We start from the raw sequence: 20,981 nt of genomic DNA, 5'->3' as shown, positions 1-20,981 counted from the left end.
GCCCCCTTTCGGTTCATCGTTAGTATGCACAAAGAATGGATCAATAAAACGTCTTGGTAACAATCCAGACTGAGACGATCAGGCCAATAAAATCGGCTAATAATCCTAATTTAAGGGCATAACGATATTTTTTAATTCCCACTGAACCAAAATACACGGTTAATACGAAGAAAGTAGTGTCCGTACTTCCCTGGAGCGTTGATGCTAAACGGCCGATGAAGGAATCCGGCCCATGTTGATTAATAAGTTGTGTTGCTACCCCTAAGGCTCCTGATCCACTCAAGGGACGCATTATGGCTAAGGGTATAATCGCAGCGAAATTTGGATCCAGTCCTAATTTTGCAAAAAGTGGTTGTAAGTAATGCGACACAATATCGAGTGCTCCGGAGTCAATAAAAACTTTAATGGACACAAGCATTCCAATCAGAAACGGAAGAATTCTTACACCCGTTTTAAACCCTTCTTCTGCTCCAGCTACGAAGGATTCATAGACAGGGACATTTCGAAGGTAGGCTAACACCGGGATAACTAATAATAGCAATGGGATCGCCCAACGAGAAATCTCTGCAATAATCCTCATTTTCTCCTCCTGTGGCGAATAAGGTAATCCACGATGATAGCGATGGTCATAGCACACCCTGTAGCGACGATTGTCGTCCCTATAATTTCCGTTGGATTGGCGGAGTTTGCTTTAAGACGCACTCCAATGATCGTAGCTGGGATTAACGTAATACAAGACGTATTTAAGGCAAGAAATGTAATCATTGCAGGACTTGCCACCTCAGGAGTAGGATTTTCACGTTGAAGTTCTTGCATAGCCTTCAGTCCAAAAGGGGTAGCCGCATTACCAAGTCCCAGTATATTTGCACTTAAATTCATGATAATTGCCCCGAGTGCAGGACTATCTGGTTTAAGGGATGGAAATAAACGACGTACTGCAGGGCCAAATAACCGAGCAATCCCTTTAATAAACCCAGCTTCCTCTGCCAAGCGCATGAGACCTAACCATAAACTCATCACACCAATAAGTTCAATGGCAACCTCTACTCCCAGCTCCGCGGCTTTCATCGCAGATGCCGTAACACTTTCGATATGTCCATTAATCGCGGAGACAATAATTCCAATTGCCAACATTAAAAGCCAGATGAGATTAACCATTTCTCACCCCCTATTTCAATAAAATGTATGAAAAGGACAAACAAAAAAGAACGAAATCAGCCGTTCTTTTTTGTTTGTCCTTATTTATCATTGTCATTTCGTTCTGAAATAGCAATCTGTTAGTCACGAGCAAGGATTATTTCATCCGTTGTTGTTTTCTTCTTCTTTTGAAACATTCCAGTAAGCCTGTCCAACAAATCAGGAACCGTATCGATCAACCGATCAACTACAACATTACTATCGACAGGAAGAAGTCGAATAGTCCCGTTACCTACGACCAAAAAACCAACAGGTTGTACCGATACCCCTGCTCCGGCACCACCCCCAAAAGGAAGTGCGGGTGGTGAGCCACCTGCATTTGCGTTCTCTTTATGGTCCTCTGGTGGTGCAAACTCGCTACCGCCTGCTGCAAAACCACACGAAACCCTTGATATTGGAATGATCACAGATCCATCATGGGTTTCTACCGAATCCCCTACAATCGTATTCACGTCCACAATCTGTTGAATACTTTCCATAGCCGTTTTCATCAATGATTCAATTGGATGATTCCCCATCGGTTTGTCTACCCCCTTATACCCCGCTTAAACGTTCGTAATACCATTAATCCTACAAAAATAATATGACCTATTCTTAAATCAAATATGCATTGAAGATCACATAAAAACCCTTGCTTCTTAAATTGTGGTACAACGACTAGCTCTGGGCATGGAACCTCAACCGTTACTTGATTATAAAGCCGCGAAAGTGCAAACCCTAGCATTGTCCAGAAAGTTCCTGCCGCAATCGCCGTTTGGGCAGCATCTTTATAACCTATTTCAATACGCCATTTGATGGATTTGCAATGAATTCCTCGGTAAAATCGGATCCTTACCCGATTTAAGTAACGCAAAAGGCGAGGAATATTTAGCCAAAGACGAATTAAATAGCCTTTTCGAAAATAGCGAAAGCGCGCTTTTGTCGTTGCTTGACGTTCTCCGCCTTTTCCTTTAGCAACTTCTTCGAATTCCAGTTGTGGTCCTTTTTCCCATTCCAATTGTAGGGTTGGAATTTGATATTGTAAATGCCACAATCCGCGAAAGGCACGCAAATGAATATCGATATTATCTTCCTCTTCGATACGCCGGTATCGAAAATCCACCTCAGCTTTTATCGCCAAACTTAGTAGCATCAGAATAACCACAGCGAGCAAGAATGCTAAAACCCGCACCAAAACCCCTCCGTACTCCATGTCCTCGTCATAGTGACTGGCTCTAAATTGGTAAGATGCCCGATTTGGAGTGTTTTTATGCAGATTCATCATTTAGTTTACAATACAGAAAGGGCCCACAGATATAATGAGGCAACTGATCCATATGGAGAATACCTTTTTCTATATCGCTCAAACTTTTCTTTTGGAAGTTCTTTAAGGCCGTATAAATTCATCATTCCTCTACAAATAGCTAAATCTTTATAGCTCACTACATCAGGACGGCAGAGTGAAAAGATAAGCAGCATTTCAGCAGTCCAAACACCTACGCCATGTAGTGAAGACAGCTTTTTTATGATCTCTTCATTTGTCAAAGTGTGAAGTCTATTAAAATCCAGTATACCTGATTTAGCAGCATCTCCAATTCCCTTAATATATCCGGCTTTTCTCTCTGACATCCCGCAACCTTGGATTTCAGCCAGGTCCGCCTGGGTAATACTTTCCGGCGTAATACTTCCAAGCAGCATATACAATCTGTTCCATACAGTTGTTGCAGCTTTATTTGAAATCTGCTGACTGACAACACTTGAAACGAGAGCCGCAAACGGGTCAGGGGTAATTTCTCGTTGAATCATGCCTATTCTGTCAATAGCGGCACCAAGTTTTTTGTCCTTGCGTTTTAAATAATCAATTTCTCTTTGTCCATATTCGAAAATCTCCACGTTTATCATCTCCAAATCTATCCTCGTCGACCCGAAAGATCAACGTATGTCACTTGCCGTTTTCTAAATGGTAAAAGATACAAGCTTCTTAACCCTCTCAAATATGGCTCCTTTTTGCGTACTAAGTAGATAAAGGTTTTTCGCAGTTTCATAAGGAGGTACCACAAAAATTGAGAGATCTAAAGTTTAGGGTTTGGGACAAGGTTAAGGAGCAAATGTTTAAACCACTAGCCATAAGTTTTGATATGCAGAGTTCAATTCCATTTGCAGTGAGTGTGCCTGGTCGTTCATGGGAACCGAGCGGGAAATTTGAATTGCTTCAATGGACTGGCTTTCCTGATGGAAATGGAATAGATGTGTACGAAGGCGATTTAGTCAAAATCTCATCTGTCATTTACAAAGTCATTTGGAATGAAATGCAAGCAACTTTCGAACTTGCAGAGTTAGGGAGTTGCTCAACGCGCGATATCAGTGCCGTTGCATTGGGTGGTGTTATAGGCAATGAGTTTCAAAATGCTAATCTATGCCAATAGCAGTTACAATAAACCACGAGGAACTATCGCCTTTTGACGTACAAAAAATGAACCTCTCAATAAATTCTTTGAGATCAGCATTTAATCTATTGATAATCTTCAAAGACAGCTTCTCGGGGGTCTAAGTTTATTACCGCCCATTAGGGTGCCGATGCGATTACTAGTCTAGGTATTACAAGACAAGGTTGGATTTTATCCAACCTTGTCTTGTAATACCTATTATTATTTCGCAACGTATTTCGCAAGAGTTCTTTGTACATCGTATATGTTGTTGTCCTTTTTAAATTCCTTTGAAATCGGTTGCTGTGACCCCGAAATCCATATCTTGAGCTCCGCATCCAAATCAAAATGACCGGCAGTCTCAATACTAAAATGTGAAATACTCTTGTAAGGTACGGAGTGATACTCGACTTTTTTACCTGTTACCCCTTGTTTATCAACTAATATCAGGCGCCTATCGGTGAAAATAAATAGATCTCTGATCAATTTGAATGCCTTATGTACTTGTTCACTTTCCACTAGGACCAATTCGAGTTCTTTCTCAATCTCCTTAGTACCTACCTCAGACGCATTTCCTAACAATCCATTAAATAAACCCAACTCTTTCTCCCCCTTCATATTATACCATCTTGATTCTCAAAGATTTCTTCTGATTCCTGATGCGGGTGACGTACTGATTATGTTCCTTCGATCCGAAAACCTTTTGCTAACTCGAAAATAGAGAAAAGCCGATAACATAATTCATCGGATTTTCTCTATTTAGTGTCAAACCCTCACGCCCTAGTTTGACCCACATATCACGAGGATAGCGTTGAAACTCGGAGTTCTTCCACTTCAAGATTCGGCATATCCTCTAATGAACGCAAGCCAAAATGCAGCAGAAACTGTTCTGTCGTTCCGTAGAGAATGGGGCGCCCTGGACCGTCCTTACGACCTACTTCAATTACTAAACCCTTTTCTACCAACGTTGCCAAAGCCCGATCCGACTGAACTCCTCTGATAAAGTCCACTTCCCCTCGCGTCACCGGCTGTTTATATGCAATAATAGAAAGCACTTCAAGGGCCGCATTAGAAAGAGCCTGAGCAGGTTGTTTATACAGAATCTCAATATAGCGCGCGACCTCTGGTTTAGTGCCCAATTTATATCCACCATTAATTTCAAGGAGCATTAATCCGCAAGCATCTGCAGCATATCGGGCACGAAGCTCGTAAAGTAGTTCTTCGATCTTCATAGGATCTAATTCAAGAATCTCCCCAAGCAGCTCAGGCGTTAGTGGGTCCTTTGCTACAAATAATAAGGCTTCTAAGGCCGCCGTTTCCGGTTCCCGAAACAGCATTCAATCTACTCCTCTTCCGTGAATTCCCAAGCTTTTTGCGTCGGAAATAAGATGATATCACTCAGCAAGGTCGACTGTTCGGCGCGGACTTTTCCCATTTTCAAGAGTTCCAGCAACGCCAGAAAAGAGACAACCATTTCCATGCGCGAGCCGATCCTCATGAGCTGACTGAAATGCATCCCTTTCGGATGAAGTAAAACACGGCGCAATACATCTGCGAGCATCACCTCAATAGCGATCTCCTCTGGCTCAACATACCGTATCTCTTCTCCTTTTTCAGCGCGTTCTATCACTCTAGAAAACGCTTGCCAAAGATCATCGAAGGACACCCCGTTAAGTGGGTCGTCTTGCGGGACATCAACCAGAAGCCCCTGGACATCAACTTCACGGTAATAGGATCTTCCTGATGAGGTTTCCAAGGCTTCTAACACCTGTGCAGCCTGTTTAAAGGTCCGATAAGCAATAAGGCGTTCAACCAGCTCTTGCCGAAGATCTTCTTCCCCGACCTCGTCTTGTTCAAGTTTCGGGGGTTTGGGTAAAAGATCCCTTGACTTAATATAGAGCAACTGGGCAGCGAGGACTAGAAATTCTGTTGTGACTTCCATGTCCAAGGACCCCATTTGCCGTACGACTTCCACAAACTGATCAGCAATCCGTGCAATTGGGATATCGTAAATATCCACTTTTTCTTGTTGAATGAGGGTTAGTAATAAGTCTAGTGGACCTTGATAGGCAGGTAATTCAACTTGTGAAACGGTTCTTCCACGGTCCATTTACAACCCCATGACGCAACGAACTTCTTTCATTGTCTCAGCGGCAGTTACCCGAGCACGTTCTGCACCTTCCTCTAGGACCTTCTCCACCCGACCTGGTTCCTCCCAATAGACACGCCGTTCCCTGAACGGGCTGATCAACTTCTCCAAGTTCTCTGCTAGTTGCCTTTTACAGGCGACACACCCTACTTTTCCTCCGCGGCAATTTTCTTCCACTTCCGCAACTTCCGGGGTATAGATTTCATGAAACTTATACACAACGCAAACTTCAGGGTGTCCTAAGTCATCCTTACGAAGCCGGGCCGGATCAGTAACCATTTGTTGGACCCGTGTTTTGATTTCCTCCGTGGGAGCGGTTAGAGATATGGCATTATTATAACTTTTACTCATCTTCCGACCATCGACCCCTGGCAAGAGAGGCACTTTGCCCACAAGATCCTTCGGTTCAGGGAATACCATTCCATAAAGATGATTAAAACGGCGACCAACTTCCCGACAAAGCTCGACATGCGGGATCTGGTCTTCCCCAACTGGAACGACACTTGCTTTATAAAGCAAAATATCTGCTGCCATTAAGAGGGGATACCCTAAGAATCCGTATGTACCAAGGTCTTTTCCCTGTTTGCTTAATTGAAGAATTTGATCCTTATACGTAGGAACACGTTCTAGCCAAGACAAGGGCGTAAACATAGAAAATAGCAAATGAAGTTCAGCGTGCTCTTTGACTTCAGATTGTAAAAAGACTGCACTTTTCTTGGGATCAATTCCCACACTGAGCCAATCTAAAGCAATTTCACGCCTTAAACGAGGATAGTCCAATCGATCTTCATAACCCGTCGTTAACGCATGTAGATCCACGATGGAAAAATAGCACTCATAGTCATTCTGTAAAGCAACCCAGTTCTGAATTACGCTCAAGTGCCCAATATGTAATGGCCCCGTGGGACGCATTCCGCTGAAAATTCTTCCTTTCATTCTAACACCCCTTATTGTCATCTTAGTCTTATAATAATAAAAACGTATAGATCAAGTTAGCCACATTGGACCGAGAAAAGGAGATAATATCAGGGTTAAGGTTGTCTGGTAGGCGTAAGCGATTCCATTCACTGCGGGGAAAAGCACTCTACCGAGAATATCTGTAAAGAGAAGAATGACTAAGATAATCATCCCATACTGCTCCATCTTAAATAGCCGATGAGCAAAGCGTTCGGGTAGAATCCCTCCGAGAACAGCAAACCCGTCAAGAGGAGGGATAGGCAAAAGATTAAAGACCCCCAAACCCAGATTCATGATTACAATAGATTTGAACACAAGCGCAATAACACTGCTCCATTCTGAACCGTGGATCCAATGCATCGTTAGATACCATAAAAACAATACCACAAACGCTGTAAATAAATTCATGATAGGACCAGCCAAAGCAACTAGCATTCGGCCTCGCAGTTTGTTCCCTTTATAATATCGAAGGTCTGTCATCACAGGTTTTGCCCAACCGAATTGGTATAAAAGAGCCATGAGTGTTCCAAAAAGATCTAGATGCACAAGAGGGTTTAAAGTCAAGCGCCCTTGACTACGTGGCGTTGGGTCTCCTAAACGGTCAGCGACCCAACCATGAGCGAACTCATGAAAGGCAAAACCAATCATTAAGGCAGGAATATTAGCGATAAGAGTTGTTATATCAAAACCAAACAAGAACTTTCCTCCTTCTAACTCGGGGTAGTAACCCACTGACGAACCATGGCATTCTCTTCTTCAGAAGTGTGAATTTTACCATTGAGCCAAGCCAAGCGCACTTGATCAAGGATTTTCCCAATCTCAGGTCCTTCTTTAACACCCATCTGAATAAGAGCCTTTCCATCTATGGACATTCTAATCTTTTGTCTGGCTTCCAGATATTCCGTAATTCGTGTGTTAATTTGTTCATCTCGTGCCAAAACCATCAAGATTCCCTTCGGGACTTTGATCAGCAATTGGTCCATCACACTAACTGTCACTTCATTTTTAAGAGACTTTCGTAAATGCACAAAAGTCATGGTTTCATCTCGAAGGGATCTATTAAGGCATACTCGTCCTAGAACTTTCTCAATAACTTCTGAGTCCATTTTGGAAACAGAAATTAGCCAACGCGTGCTTAGCGACCAATTCACACTGTCCTGCACATCGTCTAAGTTAAAGTTCCAGGCATAATCATCACCAAACCACGCTTTAAACAAGCCGCAACGGATTAGACTCTGTCCCATAGCCAGATAGTTTTTTTCCTTCATAATAAGTAGAATTTCTTCTGTAAACCGCTCAACGCTGAGTTTTACAAGGACCCCCGACTCAATTGCGGTATGTAACGCTTCGTGAGTTTCTTTTGCCAAATTAAAATTATAACGTTCCTCAAAACGTATAGCCCTAAGCATTCGGGTGGGATCATCGATAAAGCTAATATTATGTAAAAAACGAATTTTTTGCTGCTGCAAATCCCGCCTACCACCATAATAATCTACGAGTTCTCCATATCGTTTGGAATTCAAACAAATAGCCATAGAATTGATGGTGAAATCGCGCCGAAATAAGTCGTCACGCAGACAAGATTCCTCCACTTGTGGAAGTGCCCCAGGGAAAGAATAATATTCCCACCGCGTACTAGCTACATCAAGGTGGCTTCCATCCGGGAAAACGATCTGGGCTGTTCCAAATTTTTCGTGCAGTGTCAATTTTCCATCTGGCATACGTTTGGTTAAGGCACGAGCAAATTTACCGCCGCTCCCCTCAACAACGAAATCCAAATCTTGAGTAGGAACTGACAGGAGTAAATCCCTAACAAATCCTCCTACAAGATAGACAGAGCACCCTTCTTCTTCCGCAGTATCTCGGACCGCCTCAAGGATAGTACGCACGTCTTCTGGTAAAGAAGCTATCAAGTCCAGGATATCCTGGCGCATAGCTATACTTCGTTCGCGAACAAGTTGCGTTTCTATAGGAACCGTACCACCATGCACAAGACGCAAAACATCGGAACGGGAAACGATTCCAACAACGTTCCCTTCCTCAACCACTGGGAGACGCCCTATATCATGTTGAATCATTAGCCGTTGCACTTCATCCCAAGGTGCTTCCACATCCACCGTAGCTACTTTCGTTGTCATAAAGCCCTTCACCGGAGCGTGTTGCAGACCGTGTTTTATCGCTTTATCCACATCACGCCGAGAAATAATCCCCACCAAAATCTTGTCCTCTGTAACCGGCACACCAGTATGCCCGTAACGCAATAAAATTTGTTCGACCTCGCCCAGTCGCGTCTCTGGGGTCACAGTCTTAACTGGATAACTCATGATATCTCGAACAAGGTGGGGCCGTTTAGCTCGGTTCTTGATTGCTAAACGTAGTTGAGTCAAAATAACGGATAGATCACCATCCTTAATGGTAGCCGAAGCAGCTCTTTCATGGCCTGCTCCACCAAACAACTGTACCAATCCATTAACAGGTAAACCTCGCCCTCTTGAACGACCAACAAGGTACACTCTGTTTTCCATTTTAACTAGTAGAAACCAGGTACCTGCAGTTTCAAGTTCGCCGACTCGATGTGCCAATAAAGCCAACCCACCGACATAGTCTTCCGTCTCAGCATATGAAAGATACACTGGAAGCCCATCAAAGAATTCCGTCTGCCCTTGATCAAGTAATTGTTGCAATAATTCTTTTTGCTCCTCGGCAAGAGGTCGGCGTAAATATTCGGCAACCACCCCTAAATTAGCGCCTTGATCCAGCAAATAAGCCACCGCATGAACATCACGGACAGTCGTGCTATCAAACAACAAACTACCCGTATCATCGTAAATTCCAATAGCAATCAGCGTCGCTTCAAAACTACTTAAAGGCAACCCAATCCCTGCTAGTTTTTCAACGAGGAGCGTTGCGCATGCCCCAACCGGTTCAATCACCATTCCCGGGCTTCGTTTTCCAGCATATGGATGGTGGTCATAGATCTCAACCTCAATTCCCGGAGTTCGAGCCACCTTATCACCAAGTGTTCCCGCTCTACGCAATTCATTGGTATCTACCAAAATGGCCCTAGAAACCTCGTCTATGTTAATGTCTTGAGCTTTACGAAACCGTAGTTGATCCTTGGATAGCGCCAAAAAATCTTGGACATAGACGTTGGGTTTTCCATCCATGACCAATACACTGTTCGGATAAAGCTTTTGGGCAGCCACCATCGACGCTAAGGCATCAAAATCGATTTGACGATGAGCCAAAATGATATCCATTTCCTTCATCCTCGACTTCTTTATTTATAAGAACTTATTTTTTTAAATTATAACACCTTATGCAGGTTAACAGCAACTTCACGGTTTTCATATTAAGAAGTGTTGGACCCGAACCACGCTTTCTTATGAACCCAAGGACTGTAAACGATAATAATTTAACTTCAACCCATCTTGATGCAATGCAATCATACAGTTATATCATCAATGCTCATTAATTTGTTCTCATAATCAACCTGGAAAAAACATAAGTTCGAATTCCGACAAGACAAAAAGACAGAAGATGCATTAAACCATAGGGTTTAATGCATCCTCTGTCTTTTTGAAAATTTATTGAATTAAATGCTGGCGTTAATTTCTTCCGTTGCGTGTTCAATCTCTTCCGGAGACATCCCGTCTTTACCTAAATTAAACTTGATAGCATCGGTCCAAAAAGCACACTTTGCGCTAATCTTTTTAAATACTTTAGAATTAGCTTTACTTTGTTTAGCTCTAGCATCTGCATTGGACTGTACAATCGAACAAATATAAAGTGCTTTAATCCGAGTCTCGTTATCAAGCTCGTTAAACGTTAGGTTCAATTCCGCAATTAGATTACGATAATACTCCGAAAACTCCTCAAAGGGAATTTCCGTATCCATGTGCAAGTATTCCTTCAACTTTTCAAATAACTTCTCCAAGTGTCCAACCTCCAAAAATCACCTTACAATAGCCTTACATAGTATATAACCGTTTGATTAAAATGACAAGAGAAACAACGGGCGTTATTTCAGCAGTGAATAATACAAAATGTTTAGGAATCCTATTTTGCCACCGTCAAATTTGTATCACCGTTAAAAAATACGGAAGTGGTCTTTCCCTCTTCAAAAAAACGCTTAACTACAGCGCGAGATTTCAGAGTATCGACCTTCCAGTAACTGATGTCATTTTCAGTTAAGAAATCGCCAGGTAAAGTTTGGGAATATATTTCAGGCTTTTCAAAATGGAGCAAGATATTCGCCATTGACCATAACTGAGCTACCGAAAGATTAGTCTCCACAGATTGAGACATTTGTGGGATGAGCCATGGCAATCTGGACACGGTTTTAACCTGAAGAAATTCCTTTTCCATTGCTTTCAAAACAGCCTGCTGCCGGGTGGCCCTCGAAATATCTGCTAAGGCATCTTGTCGAAATCTTGCATATTGTAAAGCCTGAGTTCCATTTAGGCGCTGTGTTCCTTTATTAAGGTTAATCACCCCGTCTGTCTTGTCTCCAGTGACGTAATGCATATCTTTATCAACTGTAACAGTTATACCGCCTAATGTATCTATGATTTTTTTAAAACCGGAAAAGTTCGTCATAACATAGCCATCTAAAGTTTGACCGGTTAGGCCTTCAATTATTGTTGTTGTCGTTTTGAGTCCTTTACCCACTCGAGCAGCAGCATTGATTTTGTTCGTTCCATTCCCGGGAATCGTTACTTGGGTATCCCGCGGAATGGATAAGAGAGCCACTTTACCATTTTCAGTATTGATATTGGCCACTAATATCGAATCCGTATTGCTGATCGATGTTTCACCAGGTCGGCGATCCACTCCAATTAAAAGCACCGTAAACCGCTTCTTCTCAGAAGTAGGGGGGGAGGGTGTCGGAGCGTTTTGACCGTTTGTTTGTTGCTGGCCATCATCTCTGAGCTGGTCTGTCCCTTCAACTCCGGTCACTCCGCCTACTTCAACCTGTCTCTCATCTCCCCCTCCATGCTTAGTGGCTTGAATAATGGCCTGTTTTTCATTTCCCACTACTTGACTCACAAGGACACTACCGCAAACTAAGCTGATTCCAAGAAAAAAACCAAGAAGCATGGGTCTTTTGTATGCCTTGTAGACCCGGAGAATCGTTTTGCTATCTTTCTTTTTCTGCATCCGAGCCCACTCCTTGCAAATACTTTTTCTTTAGCATCAGACAATCTCCGCAGAAATATTCTAGGTTTTAACTAACTTTTTTAGAAAAAAATAACTCCCTCGTCGCTTTTTAAACGAAGGAGCTATTCAGATTCGACACCCACTAGATTCTCTATGAGTCTAAAAACAGGATTTACTCCTTCTTTCAACTTCGCGCCATATAATCTTGCTACATCCATTAATAATAAAGGTAGCACTCAAGAATATTTTACATATAATGTAAATATAAGGAGGGGTCCTACATGTACTTTCTTAAAACAATATTCTCCAAGAAAACTTCAACCCAATTTTTAGACACAATCCCAGCTGAATCCAAAATTACTTCTAACGATTCTCTTGAAAATACTTCTGAACCACTTGATATTTCTACGCCTAGTAATCTTATGAGGAAATTTTTCCACAAACGAACTTCATCCCCTTGGGAATCTCCAGAAAATCCTTATGACAACGAAACTTGGGCACCAGAAACTGAATCTGTGGGGCTCTTCCGCAAACACAGGGTCAATTCTGAGGAGTAGCCTACCTATGCCCATCCATAGCAATAGGTAGAGGCTGTGTCTGATTATGCACGGCCTCTCTTTGTCATAGGATTAAGAAACGAGTTGCCCAAACTAGTAATTTTATCGAAAAGGGGGGCTAACATTGAATCCCGGTCACACCCGTGGCTATACACCGGTATTACGAGGTCCTCTACTCTTCCATCAAAATTCCCTGCCTTCTTCTCCGACAACTCACCCTACTCGCCCTACTCAGCAAGTTTCCGGTCCACAGCCAACAAATTTGTTTCTCCCTCATCCTTCTCCCTATACGCTTCAGTCCAGATTCACTCATCCATCATCATTGCCTGTCTATCCTCAATACCTCCCATACTATCCCGCGGTTCCTAGCCGTTCGGCTTCTTCAATGATCCCTTTCTCTTCTTATACTATTTCTCCCCTTTCTTGTGCACCCACGGTCTCCTCTCGAGGATTATCCCTAATTTTAATTGCAACTCTTATATTAGTTGCTCTTGATCTAGTGATTGTTCGTCCGCAAAGACGATAAACGAAAAAGAGTCCGTAGGCATCATACAACGCACACGGACCCTTTTCTTCATTCCTTATAATACTATCGACTTGCCATTTTCAAATAGTTCAACCGTGCAGGCAAAACATCATTTCGCAGCAAATCCGAATGCGTTTCACGTTTCACGATCACATCTGCATAACCTTCCTCCACGAGAACCACTCCTGGCCGAGTAAGACGATTATAATTTGATGACATGGAATAGTTATAAGCACCAGTACAAGAAACAGCGAGTAGGTCACCAGCTTTGGCTTTAGGTAACTCGATGTCCCAAATTAGCATATCACCTGACTCACAACACTTTCCGGTAACGGAAACAGTTTCGGTTGTTTCTTCCACTGCTTGGTTGGCTAGAACCGCCTCATAACGGGCTTGATACAGCGCAGGCCTCGGATTATCTGCCATGCCACCATCAACTGCAACATATTTTCGAACTCCAGGAATCTCTTTTATAGAACCTATAGTGTACAAGGTAGTTCCGGCCGTCCCGACGATTGAACGGCCTGGTTCAACAATAATTTTAGGACGCGGGAAATTCCGTTTTCGACAGGCATCCTCTAAAGCGTCTTCAACCGTTTTAGCATAGTCTGAAATCTGCGCGGGATCATCCCCAGTCGCGTAATAAATCCCAAATCCTCCACCGAGATTCAATTCCTGAAGAAGGAAATCTGTTCGTCCATTGATATCTGCCATATAGTTAATCATGATCTGAACTTCATGTCTGAAAGAATCTAGTTCAAAGATTTGCGACCCGATATGAGCATGAATCCCTTTGACAACGAGATTGGAGTAGGACAATGCTAAATCAAACGCTCGATCTGCTGTACCATCTGGCAATGTAAAACCAAATTTCGAATCAATCTGACCAGTCTGAATGTACTCATGGGTATGTGCCTCAATTCCCGGTGTTACACGAAGGAGGATATCTACTCGAAGATTCAATTCTTGGGCCAGATCATTTAATACACTCATCTCATAAAAATTATCCACGACAATTCGCCCAACCCCAGCTTTGATAGCCATTGTTAATTCTTCTCGGGATTTATTATTGCCATGAAAATAAATTCGTGCCACTGGAAAATCAGCTTGAAGTGCCGTATAGAGTTCTCCTCCAGAAACAACATCTAAGCCCAGTCCTTCACTATCAATAATCCGACACATAGCCAGCGTTGAAAACGCTTTGGAAGCATAAATAACTTCCGCATTTTCTAAGTCTTCAACAAACGAACGGTAATACTGTCGGCAAATATCCCGCATATGCGCCTCATCCATAATGTAGAGCGGTGTTCCAAATTGTTTTGCCAATTCCACCGTGTCACATCCACCAATTTCTAAATGTCCCTGCTCATTCACTCTTTGTGTACCGTGCAACTTCATTTTTCTTCCTCCCTATTCCTAAAAATCAATCTTACATTCCAAAAAATAAAAACGGCAACAGAAGGAGGTCCTCCGTTACCGTACACTATGCACGCTACAATGACCCTCTTCTCTGTTGGGAGTAGTTCTCCACACGATGACTCTAAGCATCGCGTGACAGTCCTGCAGTTCTTCACTACAGACCCAGCGCCAAAAATTGCGGCTTTTTGGGCTTCGGCGAAATCCCCTTTCCTATGGGTTCATCAGTTTCCGCAACTTTCTCCACAGTACTCTTGTCATTCGCGCCTCTACCACACCTCCAAAGAGATGAGGCATTATATAATTGCCATTAATGATACCAGATTTCTTCAAAGAGGTCAATATTCTCCAAACATTTGTTTTCCCAACTACATTAGGCACCTTTTACTAGACCTAATACTGCAGCTCCAATGGCACCAGCGGAGCTACCAAGTTCTGCTGGAATTATTCGCACGTTATGAATGGGATTGACCATTACTCTTCGTAACATTTCTTGCTGAGCAGGGATAAACAACGCATCCCCTGCTAAAGCCATTCCTCCTCCAAGGACGACACATTCTGGATTAAACAAATTGACAAGATTAGCAAGCCCAATTCCCAAGAATCTTCCAGCCTCTTGGAGCACAGCAACAGCGACCGAGTCCCATTCTCGTGCAGCATCTGCAACCTTAATTCCATCCAGAGGCTCCTTTAAAGCTGTTGGAATATTGAACCTTTGAGCGTGTTCTAGCGCGCATCGTGCATGCCTTACGATCGCTGAACCAGAAGCAAGCGTTTCCCAACACCCTGTATTTCCACAGCCGCATTGCGCCCCACCAACTGGGATAATCGTCATATGTCCAACTTCACCTGCAGCTCCACATGTTCCTCTCAATAATTCCCCTCGTACAAAAATCCCTGAACCAATACCCGTTCCTAATGCAATGCAAATCGAATCATCCGTGCCACGTGCAGCCCCAAATGACCTTTCAGCTAAAGCCATACAACGTACATCGTTTTCCAAGAGCACCGGAACCGCCAAATTCTCTTGGACCGGTGCTATGACATCGACATCGGTCCATCCTAAATTCGGACAATTTCGGGCAATCCCGCGTTCAGCATCTACAATTCCAGGCAGCCCGATGCCTACCGACATAATCAAGGAATCTTGCTGGATCCACACTTGGCTAGCCGTTAACACCTCATGTAATATTTCGGAAGCCCTACGCGCTGGATTTGTCTTCATTCTCTGCTCCCTGATCAATTTCCCATCAGCAGTAACAACTGCGTAAACAATATTTGTTCCGCCTATATCAATGCCCAAATAATGCCTCTCTGTCACCCTAGCCTCTCCCCCTTCGATCAAAAAACCGCCACTTCACTCATTACTTTTACTCGTATATTTATCTTTCCTCACTATATGCAGTTTTCGACTAAAGATTAGGAAGAAACAAGACGGTATTAAATCCTTCGGAATGAAAGAAAAGAGAACCTTTCAGTTCTCAAAATGCCTCTATACACTTTTTATGCTCCCCGTTGTCCTCCCTTAAGTTCTTTGATACCAGTACGAATATCCGCACTAACATCCACCGACCACTTTCCACACCGATCTCCCCACCGCGCCAGGCTTGTCTCATCCTGCATGATTTCTACAACCTCACATCGATTGGCACACCCGGAACATTCAAAGCTTTTCGCTTGGAATTGAGTCTCAGCCAGATGTAAGCCGCGGAATCGACTCTGCATTTCTGGTCTCATTCCTACTTTTTCCTGCGCTAAGTAAGCTGCCCCTAAGGCACCCATAACCCCATAATGTTCGGGCACAATCATCGGTTGCCCTAACTCATCTTCAAAGGCTTTACATATTCCAGGGTTTGCGGCCACACCCCCTTGGAAGAAAATCGGTCCCTGAATATCTTTATTTTTACCAACGTTATTTAGATAATTACGCACCATCGCCTGGCAGAGCCCCGCCAATATATCGGGAAGCGAATGTCCTAATTGCTGCTTGTGTATCATATCTGATTCTGCAAACACTGAGCAACGACCGGCAATCTGCACAGGATGTTTCGCTTGAAGTGCCAACGGACCAAACTCCTCGATGGGAATCCCCAATCTCGCTGCCTGCTGATCGAGAAATGATCCTGTTCCTGCTGCGCAAACAGTATTCATTGCAAAATCTGAAACGACCCCATCTCGAAGAATAATAATCTTCGAGTCTTGTCCTCCAATTTCCAGGATGGTCTGTACCTCGGGGTTAACTCGCGATGCAGCCACGGCATGTGCAGTAATCTCGTTCTTTACAACATCAGCTCCAAGTAAGGTCGCTGCGAGCTGACGAGCGCTTCCCGTGGTTCCGACCCCGATAATCTCGGCTGATTTTCTCATTTTAGCTCTTAACAATTTAATTCCCTCTTGAATGGTTTGCATCGGCCGTCCTTGTGTTCTTAAGTAAAGAGTTTCTTCCACAGTATTATCTGACCGTAACAAAACGATATTCGTACTAACTGATCCAACATCGACCCCTAAAAAGTACTTATCTTCCCTCAACACTTAGCACATCCCCTCTTGTTTGTCCTATTCCTCGTTGAAGGTCTGCCCTTTCCAGCAAATCCACGAACGCTTCTAAACGGGTTTGTATCCCGGCTTGCCCAGTATGCTCATCAACAATAAGCGTCATAATCGGCACTTTATACGCTTCTTGAATCTTAGGCAAAACACTGGCAGCCACAATCTCTGGCATGCAAGACAAGGGGAAAATTTGAATGATTCCATTAACCCCTTCCTGCGCAAATTTCACTGCAGCGCCCACTGTCTCCTGACCATGTCCCCCTACAAAATGAGGCAAGTAAGGTTTGGCATGACTTGGATAGGATTTAATCGATCGATATCCTGGAGCTAGACCTTGAAACACGTGATTCCCAACCCATCCTGAAAGGTATATGGAACGATCCACTTCCACCCCTAAGCGTCCGAGCTCTTCCTCCAGCCCCATCGAAGTATAAGGATCAAGAATAGTGTAGATCTCCCCAACGATCCCTATACGCAAGGGTTTCTGAAACCCTTCAGGAGGGGTTCCTAGCTCCTCTTGACGTTCACGAATATTTTCCTGTACCCAGCGAACGGTATCCTGTACCCCCTTATCCGACATGGTCTGGGCAAGACGACGTTTGGCGTCATGATACAGTTTCTCCGTTTCCATCGGTATTGGGAGCCTGGGCCGAGCCGCATGGATTAAGTCTTCAACTCGATCCATTGCCACACTTTTTCGATAAGCAAAACGTAAGGCCTTGAGGATTTGTGCCCAAGAATTATCCTTTCCTGCGAGATATCGGATACGCTTAGCAAGCCCGAGCAAACTTCCATCTGGTGGTTCAAGCGTCACCACCTCGTAATCATACCCGGCATCCCGAAGAATCTGTCGTTCAACCTCTCCATAATAACCAAACCGACAGGGGCCGATCCCTCCGGTAATTACAATCGTATCGGCCCCTTCCTTTGCAGCTTCAAGATAATTTCCAAGATTCAACTTCAGTGGTAAACAAGCAGATTCTGGAGACAACCGAGTACCCATAGTTAAGGTTTGTTTACTGTTAGAAGGCGGGACTACCACTTCAACATTGAGGGATTCAAAGAGTGTTTGAATCACGATCCAGGCGTTCCCCATATGTGGAAATGTTACCTTCATGGGCCCTCCTCCTTTCCACCATATCTAAAAAGGCTTCAAGTCTCGTGACAAGACCAGCCTCTCCACTATGTTCGTCTAAGGTGATCACCATATAGGGTTTATGTTGTTCTCGGGCTTTTCGGGCTAAAAGTTCTTGAATCATGGAATCTGTCCCACAACCGAAGCAGGAAAGATAAATAATTCCATCCACTTCTTGATCTTTTACAAACTTATTTCCTGCCCCGAAAATTTGTTTAGCGTGGTTCCAAAACAACTTTTTGCGTAACCCCAATAAATGAGTATCAACCTCTTTTTGTTCGACGTGTTCAGTTAATTCTACATCCGCTCGCTCGCGAATTCTGGCGACAAGATTTAGGTTCGCATACGATTCTTGCGTCAGATATGAATGCCCGACTAACGCAATTCTCTGGCGATCTATTGTTTGAACTTTCGGAGGGATTGAAGAAATCGCAGGAAGGTCAGCTAAGCCCTTTGTGGTACGTTCGATCTTGCGGATGCTCTCCTCAAAGTCCCAACCTGAGCCTCTTGAATCTTGATACCGTTTTTGCCATTCCTGTCCTTCTAGGAAGGCTTTACGAATATCCGACTTACTCTTGCCAAGTTCGACCCCAAACACCGTAAGGTCTTTAAGAACCCGACGTTTCCCCTTCCGCCAATTTAACGTAACTGTCAGAACAGGCATTCCTTGGGGAACTGCCGGAAATAGACTTTCCGGAATTCCTAAGAATTTCGGACAGTTGTACGTGTCCGCCTCAACACTGACCATTCTGGGCAGAAAAATAGCATCAACGTCTCGTAGTGCTTGTATATGCCCTGCTAGCAGCTTAAGCGGTAAACATGTTTCATCACTAGCCTTCTTTAAGCCCTGTTCCATGATTCGTCGATGTGTAGGCGGGGAGGTCACCACTTCAATCCCTAATTGATGGAAAAATCCAGCCCAAAAAGGAAAATAATCAAAATAGTAAAGAGCTCGAGGAAACCCTATTTTCACGATTCTGGCACCCTTTCAAATCTATTTGCCACTGTTCTTCGGCTGTCGATCTTTATCTTGAGTTTTTAAAATACTCGGACGTTGGTTTTTAATGGGGACTGGAGAACGCACCAAAATCGTACCGAAGGCTTTGATATCCAAGGGTAAAAGCGGCCAGAGATAGGGCACACCAAAGGATTTCGTCCGCCATAAAAGAAAGAACACCAGAACAAAGCCAATTCCAAACCCCCAAAAGTTGAGCAGACCCGTCATAATCACAAGAAACAATCGCGTTAAACGGTTGGCCAAACTCAATTCATAGCTTGGAGTCGCAAACGTTCCTACTGCGGCAATCGCAATGTACATGACAACCTCGGGCGTAAAAAGTCCTACCTTAACTGCGATATCCCCTAGCATAAAGGCCGCAATCAAACCCAAAGCCGTCCCTAAAGGACCTGGCGTATGAATTGTGGCCATTCGCAAAAGATCCACCCCAAACTCAGCCACTAATACTTGAAATAGCAGCGGGATTTTCGTTGGCTTGGTGACACCGATAAACTGAAGCCAATCTGGGAGTAATTGTGGGTTTAGAGCCGCGCCTAGCCATAACGGTAGAAGAAAGATTGCAGCGAAAATCCCAAAGAATCGCACCCAACGAAGATATGCTCCTACAATCGGCTCCTGTCTGTATTCCTCCGCATGCTGGACATGGCTCCAAAATGTTGCTGGAGCAATCATAACAGAGGGTGACGTGTCGACAATGATGATGACATGACCCTCCAGCAAATGAATTGCCGCAACATCGGGACGCTCAGTATAACGAACACGAGGGTATGGATTCCAAAATTTACTTCCCAGAATAAACTCCTCAACAGTTTTCTCTGCCATAGGAACCCCATCGATTTTTATCCCTTGAATGTCTTTTTGAATCTTACTGACCATATCCGGATTGGTAATATCCTCAATATAGGCAATGCAAACATCTGTTTTAGATCGGCCTCCCACTTGGACCAACTTCATGCGTAATTTCGGATCACGCAAACGCCTGCGAATTAAGGCTGTGTTCATGACTATCGTCTCGGTAAATCCATCGCGTGATCCTCGAGTTACGCGCTCCATATCAGGTTCCTGAGGCTGACGAGCTGGATACGTTCGAGCATCAACAATAATTGCCTTATCTTGTCCCTCGACAAAGATCGCCATCGGACCTGACAAAACAAAATAGAATACCTTATCCATCGTTTGGACTTCAGAAACCTGTAAATTGACAATGCGTCCTTTAACTAATTTATCCAAGGCATTCACAATCAAATCAGAGCGTTCCAAGTCAATCAAAGCATCTAAAATATAACTGGCCACATGTGTGTCGACCATCCCATTGACAGAATAAATGGCTACTCTTTTTCCACCAATGGACATTTCTCGAAGCACTATGTCAAAATTATCAGGAACCCCTAATTCCCGATTAAGGTAATCTACATTTTCTTGATAATTCTTACTTACTTGAACATTTTTTTCGCTTGAATTATCTGCCTTATCAGCCATCCATTTACACCCCCCAGAAAATCCATTGGTACATGCTTGATATTTATCACACTCTTATCCTTTAGGACTAAACGCAACAGACATAATATACCCAAAAAACACGGCTGCGGAGATCCCCACTGCCGTTGCTTCAATGCCACCAGAAAAAGCCCCCATGATCCCCCGTTTCTCAACTGCCTCCATCGCTCCTTTGGCAAGGGTATACCCAAAACCGGATAAGGGAATCGTAGCTCCTGCTCCTCCGATTTTTACAAGAGGTTCGTACAAGCCCAAAGCACCCAGGATTACTCCACCCGTTACAAAAGAGACCAGGACATGAGCGGGAGTAAATGCTGGTTTTGTCAAGTCCATTAGAAGTTGCCCAATGACGCAAATGATCCCTCCAACAATAAAGGCCGGAATAATCATATCAAACATAGGTAGTTGCTCCTT

General features: G+C 43.7%; 22 protein-coding genes and 1 riboswitch. Of the genes, 2 read left to right on the top strand and 20 right to left on the bottom strand.

Going from position 1 to position 20,981, the window contains the following annotated elements; genetic code table 11:
- Positions 1-40: 40 nt before the first annotated feature.
- The 5 genes from E4K68_RS00920 to E4K68_RS00900 form a co-directional block, all read right to left on the bottom strand.
- A complete protein-coding gene (locus E4K68_RS00920) occupies positions 41-580 on the bottom strand; it encodes a spore maturation protein (protein ID WP_135376873.1) in 540 nt (179 codons plus the stop codon).
- Positions 577-1,158, bottom strand: a complete 582-nt coding sequence (locus E4K68_RS00915) for a nucleoside recognition domain-containing protein (RefSeq protein ID WP_135376872.1) — start codon at positions 1,156-1,158, stop codon at positions 577-579. The genes E4K68_RS00920 and E4K68_RS00915 overlap by 4 nt, the downstream gene beginning before the upstream one ends.
- Positions 1,159-1,277: 119 nt before the next feature.
- Positions 1,278-1,715 carry a GerW family sporulation protein gene (gene ytfJ, locus E4K68_RS00910; RefSeq protein WP_135376871.1) on the bottom strand — a complete coding sequence of 146 codons (438 nt, stop codon included), beginning with the start codon at positions 1,713-1,715 and terminating at the stop codon, positions 1,278-1,280.
- 8 nt (positions 1,716-1,723) lie between these two features.
- Positions 1,724-2,368 (bottom strand): DUF2953 domain-containing protein, encoded by a 645-nt coding sequence (locus E4K68_RS00905; protein WP_135376870.1) that lies wholly within the window; start codon positions 2,366-2,368, stop codon positions 1,724-1,726.
- Between the two features lie 98 nt (positions 2,369-2,466).
- A complete protein-coding gene (locus E4K68_RS00900) occupies positions 2,467-3,069 on the bottom strand; it encodes a DNA-3-methyladenine glycosylase (protein WP_135376869.1) in 603 nt (200 codons plus the stop codon).
- Between the two features lie 170 nt (positions 3,070-3,239).
- Between E4K68_RS00900 and E4K68_RS00895 the strand changes: the two genes are divergently transcribed.
- Complete coding sequence (locus E4K68_RS00895; protein ID WP_135376868.1) at positions 3,240-3,602, top strand: YopX family protein; 363 nt, start codon at positions 3,240-3,242, stop codon at positions 3,600-3,602.
- A 222-nt stretch (positions 3,603-3,824) separates the two neighbouring features.
- Here E4K68_RS00895 and E4K68_RS00890 read toward each other — a convergent pair whose 3' ends face one another.
- The 8 genes from E4K68_RS00890 to E4K68_RS00855 form a co-directional block, all read right to left on the bottom strand.
- The gene (locus E4K68_RS00890; protein ID WP_135376867.1) at positions 3,825-4,202 is read right to left on the bottom strand and encodes a PH domain-containing protein; all 378 of its coding nucleotides are present in this window, start codon (positions 4,200-4,202) and stop codon (positions 3,825-3,827) included.
- A gap of 197 nt (positions 4,203-4,399) precedes the next feature.
- On the bottom strand, positions 4,400-4,939 hold the full coding sequence (gene scpB, locus E4K68_RS00885) for an SMC-Scp complex subunit ScpB (protein WP_135376866.1): 540 nt from the start codon (positions 4,937-4,939) through the stop codon (positions 4,400-4,402).
- 5 nt (positions 4,940-4,944) lie between these two features.
- The gene (locus tag E4K68_RS00880) at positions 4,945-5,712 is read right to left on the bottom strand and encodes a segregation/condensation protein A (RefSeq protein ID WP_135376865.1); all 768 of its coding nucleotides are present in this window, start codon (positions 5,710-5,712) and stop codon (positions 4,945-4,947) included.
- Positions 5,713-6,687 (bottom strand): tryptophan--tRNA ligase, encoded by a 975-nt coding sequence (trpS, locus tag E4K68_RS00875; protein WP_135376864.1) that lies wholly within the window; start codon positions 6,685-6,687, stop codon positions 5,713-5,715.
- 51 nt (positions 6,688-6,738) lie between these two features.
- On the bottom strand, positions 6,739-7,404 hold the full coding sequence (locus E4K68_RS00870; protein ID WP_243450200.1) for a site-2 protease family protein: 666 nt from the start codon (positions 7,402-7,404) through the stop codon (positions 6,739-6,741).
- Positions 7,405-7,418: 14 nt separating this feature from the next.
- A complete protein-coding gene (locus E4K68_RS00865; protein WP_135376863.1) occupies positions 7,419-9,968 on the bottom strand; it encodes a CBS domain-containing protein in 2,550 nt (849 codons plus the stop codon).
- A 335-nt stretch (positions 9,969-10,303) separates the two neighbouring features.
- Positions 10,304-10,645 carry a hypothetical protein gene (locus E4K68_RS00860; protein WP_135376862.1) on the bottom strand — a complete coding sequence of 114 codons (342 nt, stop codon included), beginning with the start codon at positions 10,643-10,645 and terminating at the stop codon, positions 10,304-10,306.
- Positions 10,646-10,767: 122 nt separating this feature from the next.
- Complete coding sequence (locus E4K68_RS00855) at positions 10,768-11,868, bottom strand: LCP family protein (RefSeq protein WP_135376861.1); 1,101 nt, start codon at positions 11,866-11,868, stop codon at positions 10,768-10,770.
- A gap of 281 nt (positions 11,869-12,149) precedes the next feature.
- Here E4K68_RS00855 and E4K68_RS00850 point away from each other — a divergent pair, with 281 nt between their 5' ends.
- The gene (locus E4K68_RS00850) at positions 12,150-12,425 is read left to right on the top strand and encodes a hypothetical protein (RefSeq protein WP_135376860.1); all 276 of its coding nucleotides are present in this window, start codon (positions 12,150-12,152) and stop codon (positions 12,423-12,425) included.
- Positions 12,426-13,014: 589 nt separating this feature from the next.
- Here the strand turns inward: E4K68_RS00850 and lysA are convergent.
- The 7 genes from lysA to spoVAE form a co-directional block, all read right to left on the bottom strand.
- Positions 13,015-14,349: a diaminopimelate decarboxylase gene (gene lysA, locus E4K68_RS00845; protein WP_135376859.1), complete on the bottom strand. Its 1,335-nt coding sequence runs from the start codon at positions 14,347-14,349 to the stop codon at positions 13,015-13,017.
- Between the two features lie 114 nt (positions 14,350-14,463).
- Positions 14,464-14,647, bottom strand: a riboswitch (Lysine riboswitch).
- A 93-nt stretch (positions 14,648-14,740) separates the two neighbouring features.
- Complete coding sequence (locus tag E4K68_RS00840; RefSeq protein ID WP_158291339.1) at positions 14,741-15,688, bottom strand: ROK family protein; 948 nt, start codon at positions 15,686-15,688, stop codon at positions 14,741-14,743.
- Between the two features lie 182 nt (positions 15,689-15,870).
- Complete coding sequence (locus E4K68_RS00835; RefSeq protein ID WP_135377223.1) at positions 15,871-16,896, bottom strand: acyl-CoA dehydratase activase; 1,026 nt, start codon at positions 16,894-16,896, stop codon at positions 15,871-15,873.
- On the bottom strand, positions 16,883-18,034 hold the full coding sequence (locus tag E4K68_RS00830; RefSeq protein WP_135376857.1) for an acyl-CoA dehydratase activase-related protein: 1,152 nt from the start codon (positions 18,032-18,034) through the stop codon (positions 16,883-16,885). The genes E4K68_RS00835 and E4K68_RS00830 overlap by 14 nt, the downstream gene beginning before the upstream one ends.
- Entirely contained in the window at positions 17,976-19,025 is a 1,050-nt protein-coding gene (locus tag E4K68_RS00825; RefSeq protein WP_135376856.1) for an acyl-CoA dehydratase activase-related protein, read from the bottom strand. The genes E4K68_RS00830 and E4K68_RS00825 overlap by 59 nt, the downstream gene beginning before the upstream one ends.
- 21 nt (positions 19,026-19,046) lie before the next feature.
- Positions 19,047-20,549 (bottom strand): spore germination protein, encoded by a 1,503-nt coding sequence (locus E4K68_RS00820; RefSeq protein WP_135376855.1) that lies wholly within the window; start codon positions 20,547-20,549, stop codon positions 19,047-19,049.
- A 54-nt stretch (positions 20,550-20,603) separates the two neighbouring features.
- Entirely contained in the window at positions 20,604-20,966 is a 363-nt protein-coding gene (gene spoVAE, locus E4K68_RS00815; RefSeq protein ID WP_135376854.1) for a stage V sporulation protein AE, read from the bottom strand.
- Between the last annotated feature and the right edge of the window lie 15 nt (positions 20,967-20,981).

This window comes from Desulfosporosinus sp. Sb-LF (genome assembly GCF_004766055.1).
GTDB lineage: Bacteria > Bacillota > Desulfitobacteriia > Desulfitobacteriales > Desulfitobacteriaceae > Desulfosporosinus.
Note: the sequence above shows the minus strand (reverse complement) of the source record. Positions and strands in the feature narration are given on the sequence as shown.

Coding starts and splice junctions, on each gene's coding strand:
- spoVAE (WP_135376854.1), bottom strand. CDS start 20,966: ATGTTTGATATGATTATTCCGGCCTTTATTGTTGGAGGGATCATTTGC.
- E4K68_RS00915 (WP_135376872.1), bottom strand. CDS start 1,158: ATGGTTAATCTCATCTGGCTTTTAATGTTGGCAATTGGAATTATTGTC.
- scpB (WP_135376866.1), bottom strand. CDS start 4,939: ATGCTGTTTCGGGAACCGGAAACGGCGGCCTTAGAAGCCTTATTATTT.
- lysA (WP_135376859.1), bottom strand. CDS start 14,349: ATGAAGTTGCACGGTACACAAAGAGTGAATGAGCAGGGACATTTAGAA.
- E4K68_RS00820 (WP_135376855.1), bottom strand. CDS start 20,549: ATGGCTGATAAGGCAGATAATTCAAGCGAAAAAAATGTTCAAGTAAGT.
- E4K68_RS00855 (WP_135376861.1), bottom strand. CDS start 11,868: ATGCAGAAAAAGAAAGATAGCAAAACGATTCTCCGGGTCTACAAGGCA.
- E4K68_RS00850 (WP_135376860.1), top strand. CDS start 12,150: ATGTACTTTCTTAAAACAATATTCTCCAAGAAAACTTCAACCCAATTT.
- E4K68_RS00830 (WP_135376857.1), bottom strand. CDS start 18,034: ATGAAGGTAACATTTCCACATATGGGGAACGCCTGGATCGTGATTCAA.
- E4K68_RS00920 (WP_135376873.1), bottom strand. CDS start 580: ATGAGGATTATTGCAGAGATTTCTCGTTGGGCGATCCCATTGCTATTA.
- ytfJ (WP_135376871.1), bottom strand. CDS start 1,715: ATGGGGAATCATCCAATTGAATCATTGATGAAAACGGCTATGGAAAGT.
- E4K68_RS00880 (WP_135376865.1), bottom strand. CDS start 5,712: ATGGACCGTGGAAGAACCGTTTCACAAGTTGAATTACCTGCCTATCAA.
- E4K68_RS00865 (WP_135376863.1), bottom strand. CDS start 9,968: ATGGATATCATTTTGGCTCATCGTCAAATCGATTTTGATGCCTTAGCG.
- trpS (WP_135376864.1), bottom strand. CDS start 6,687: ATGAAAGGAAGAATTTTCAGCGGAATGCGTCCCACGGGGCCATTACAT.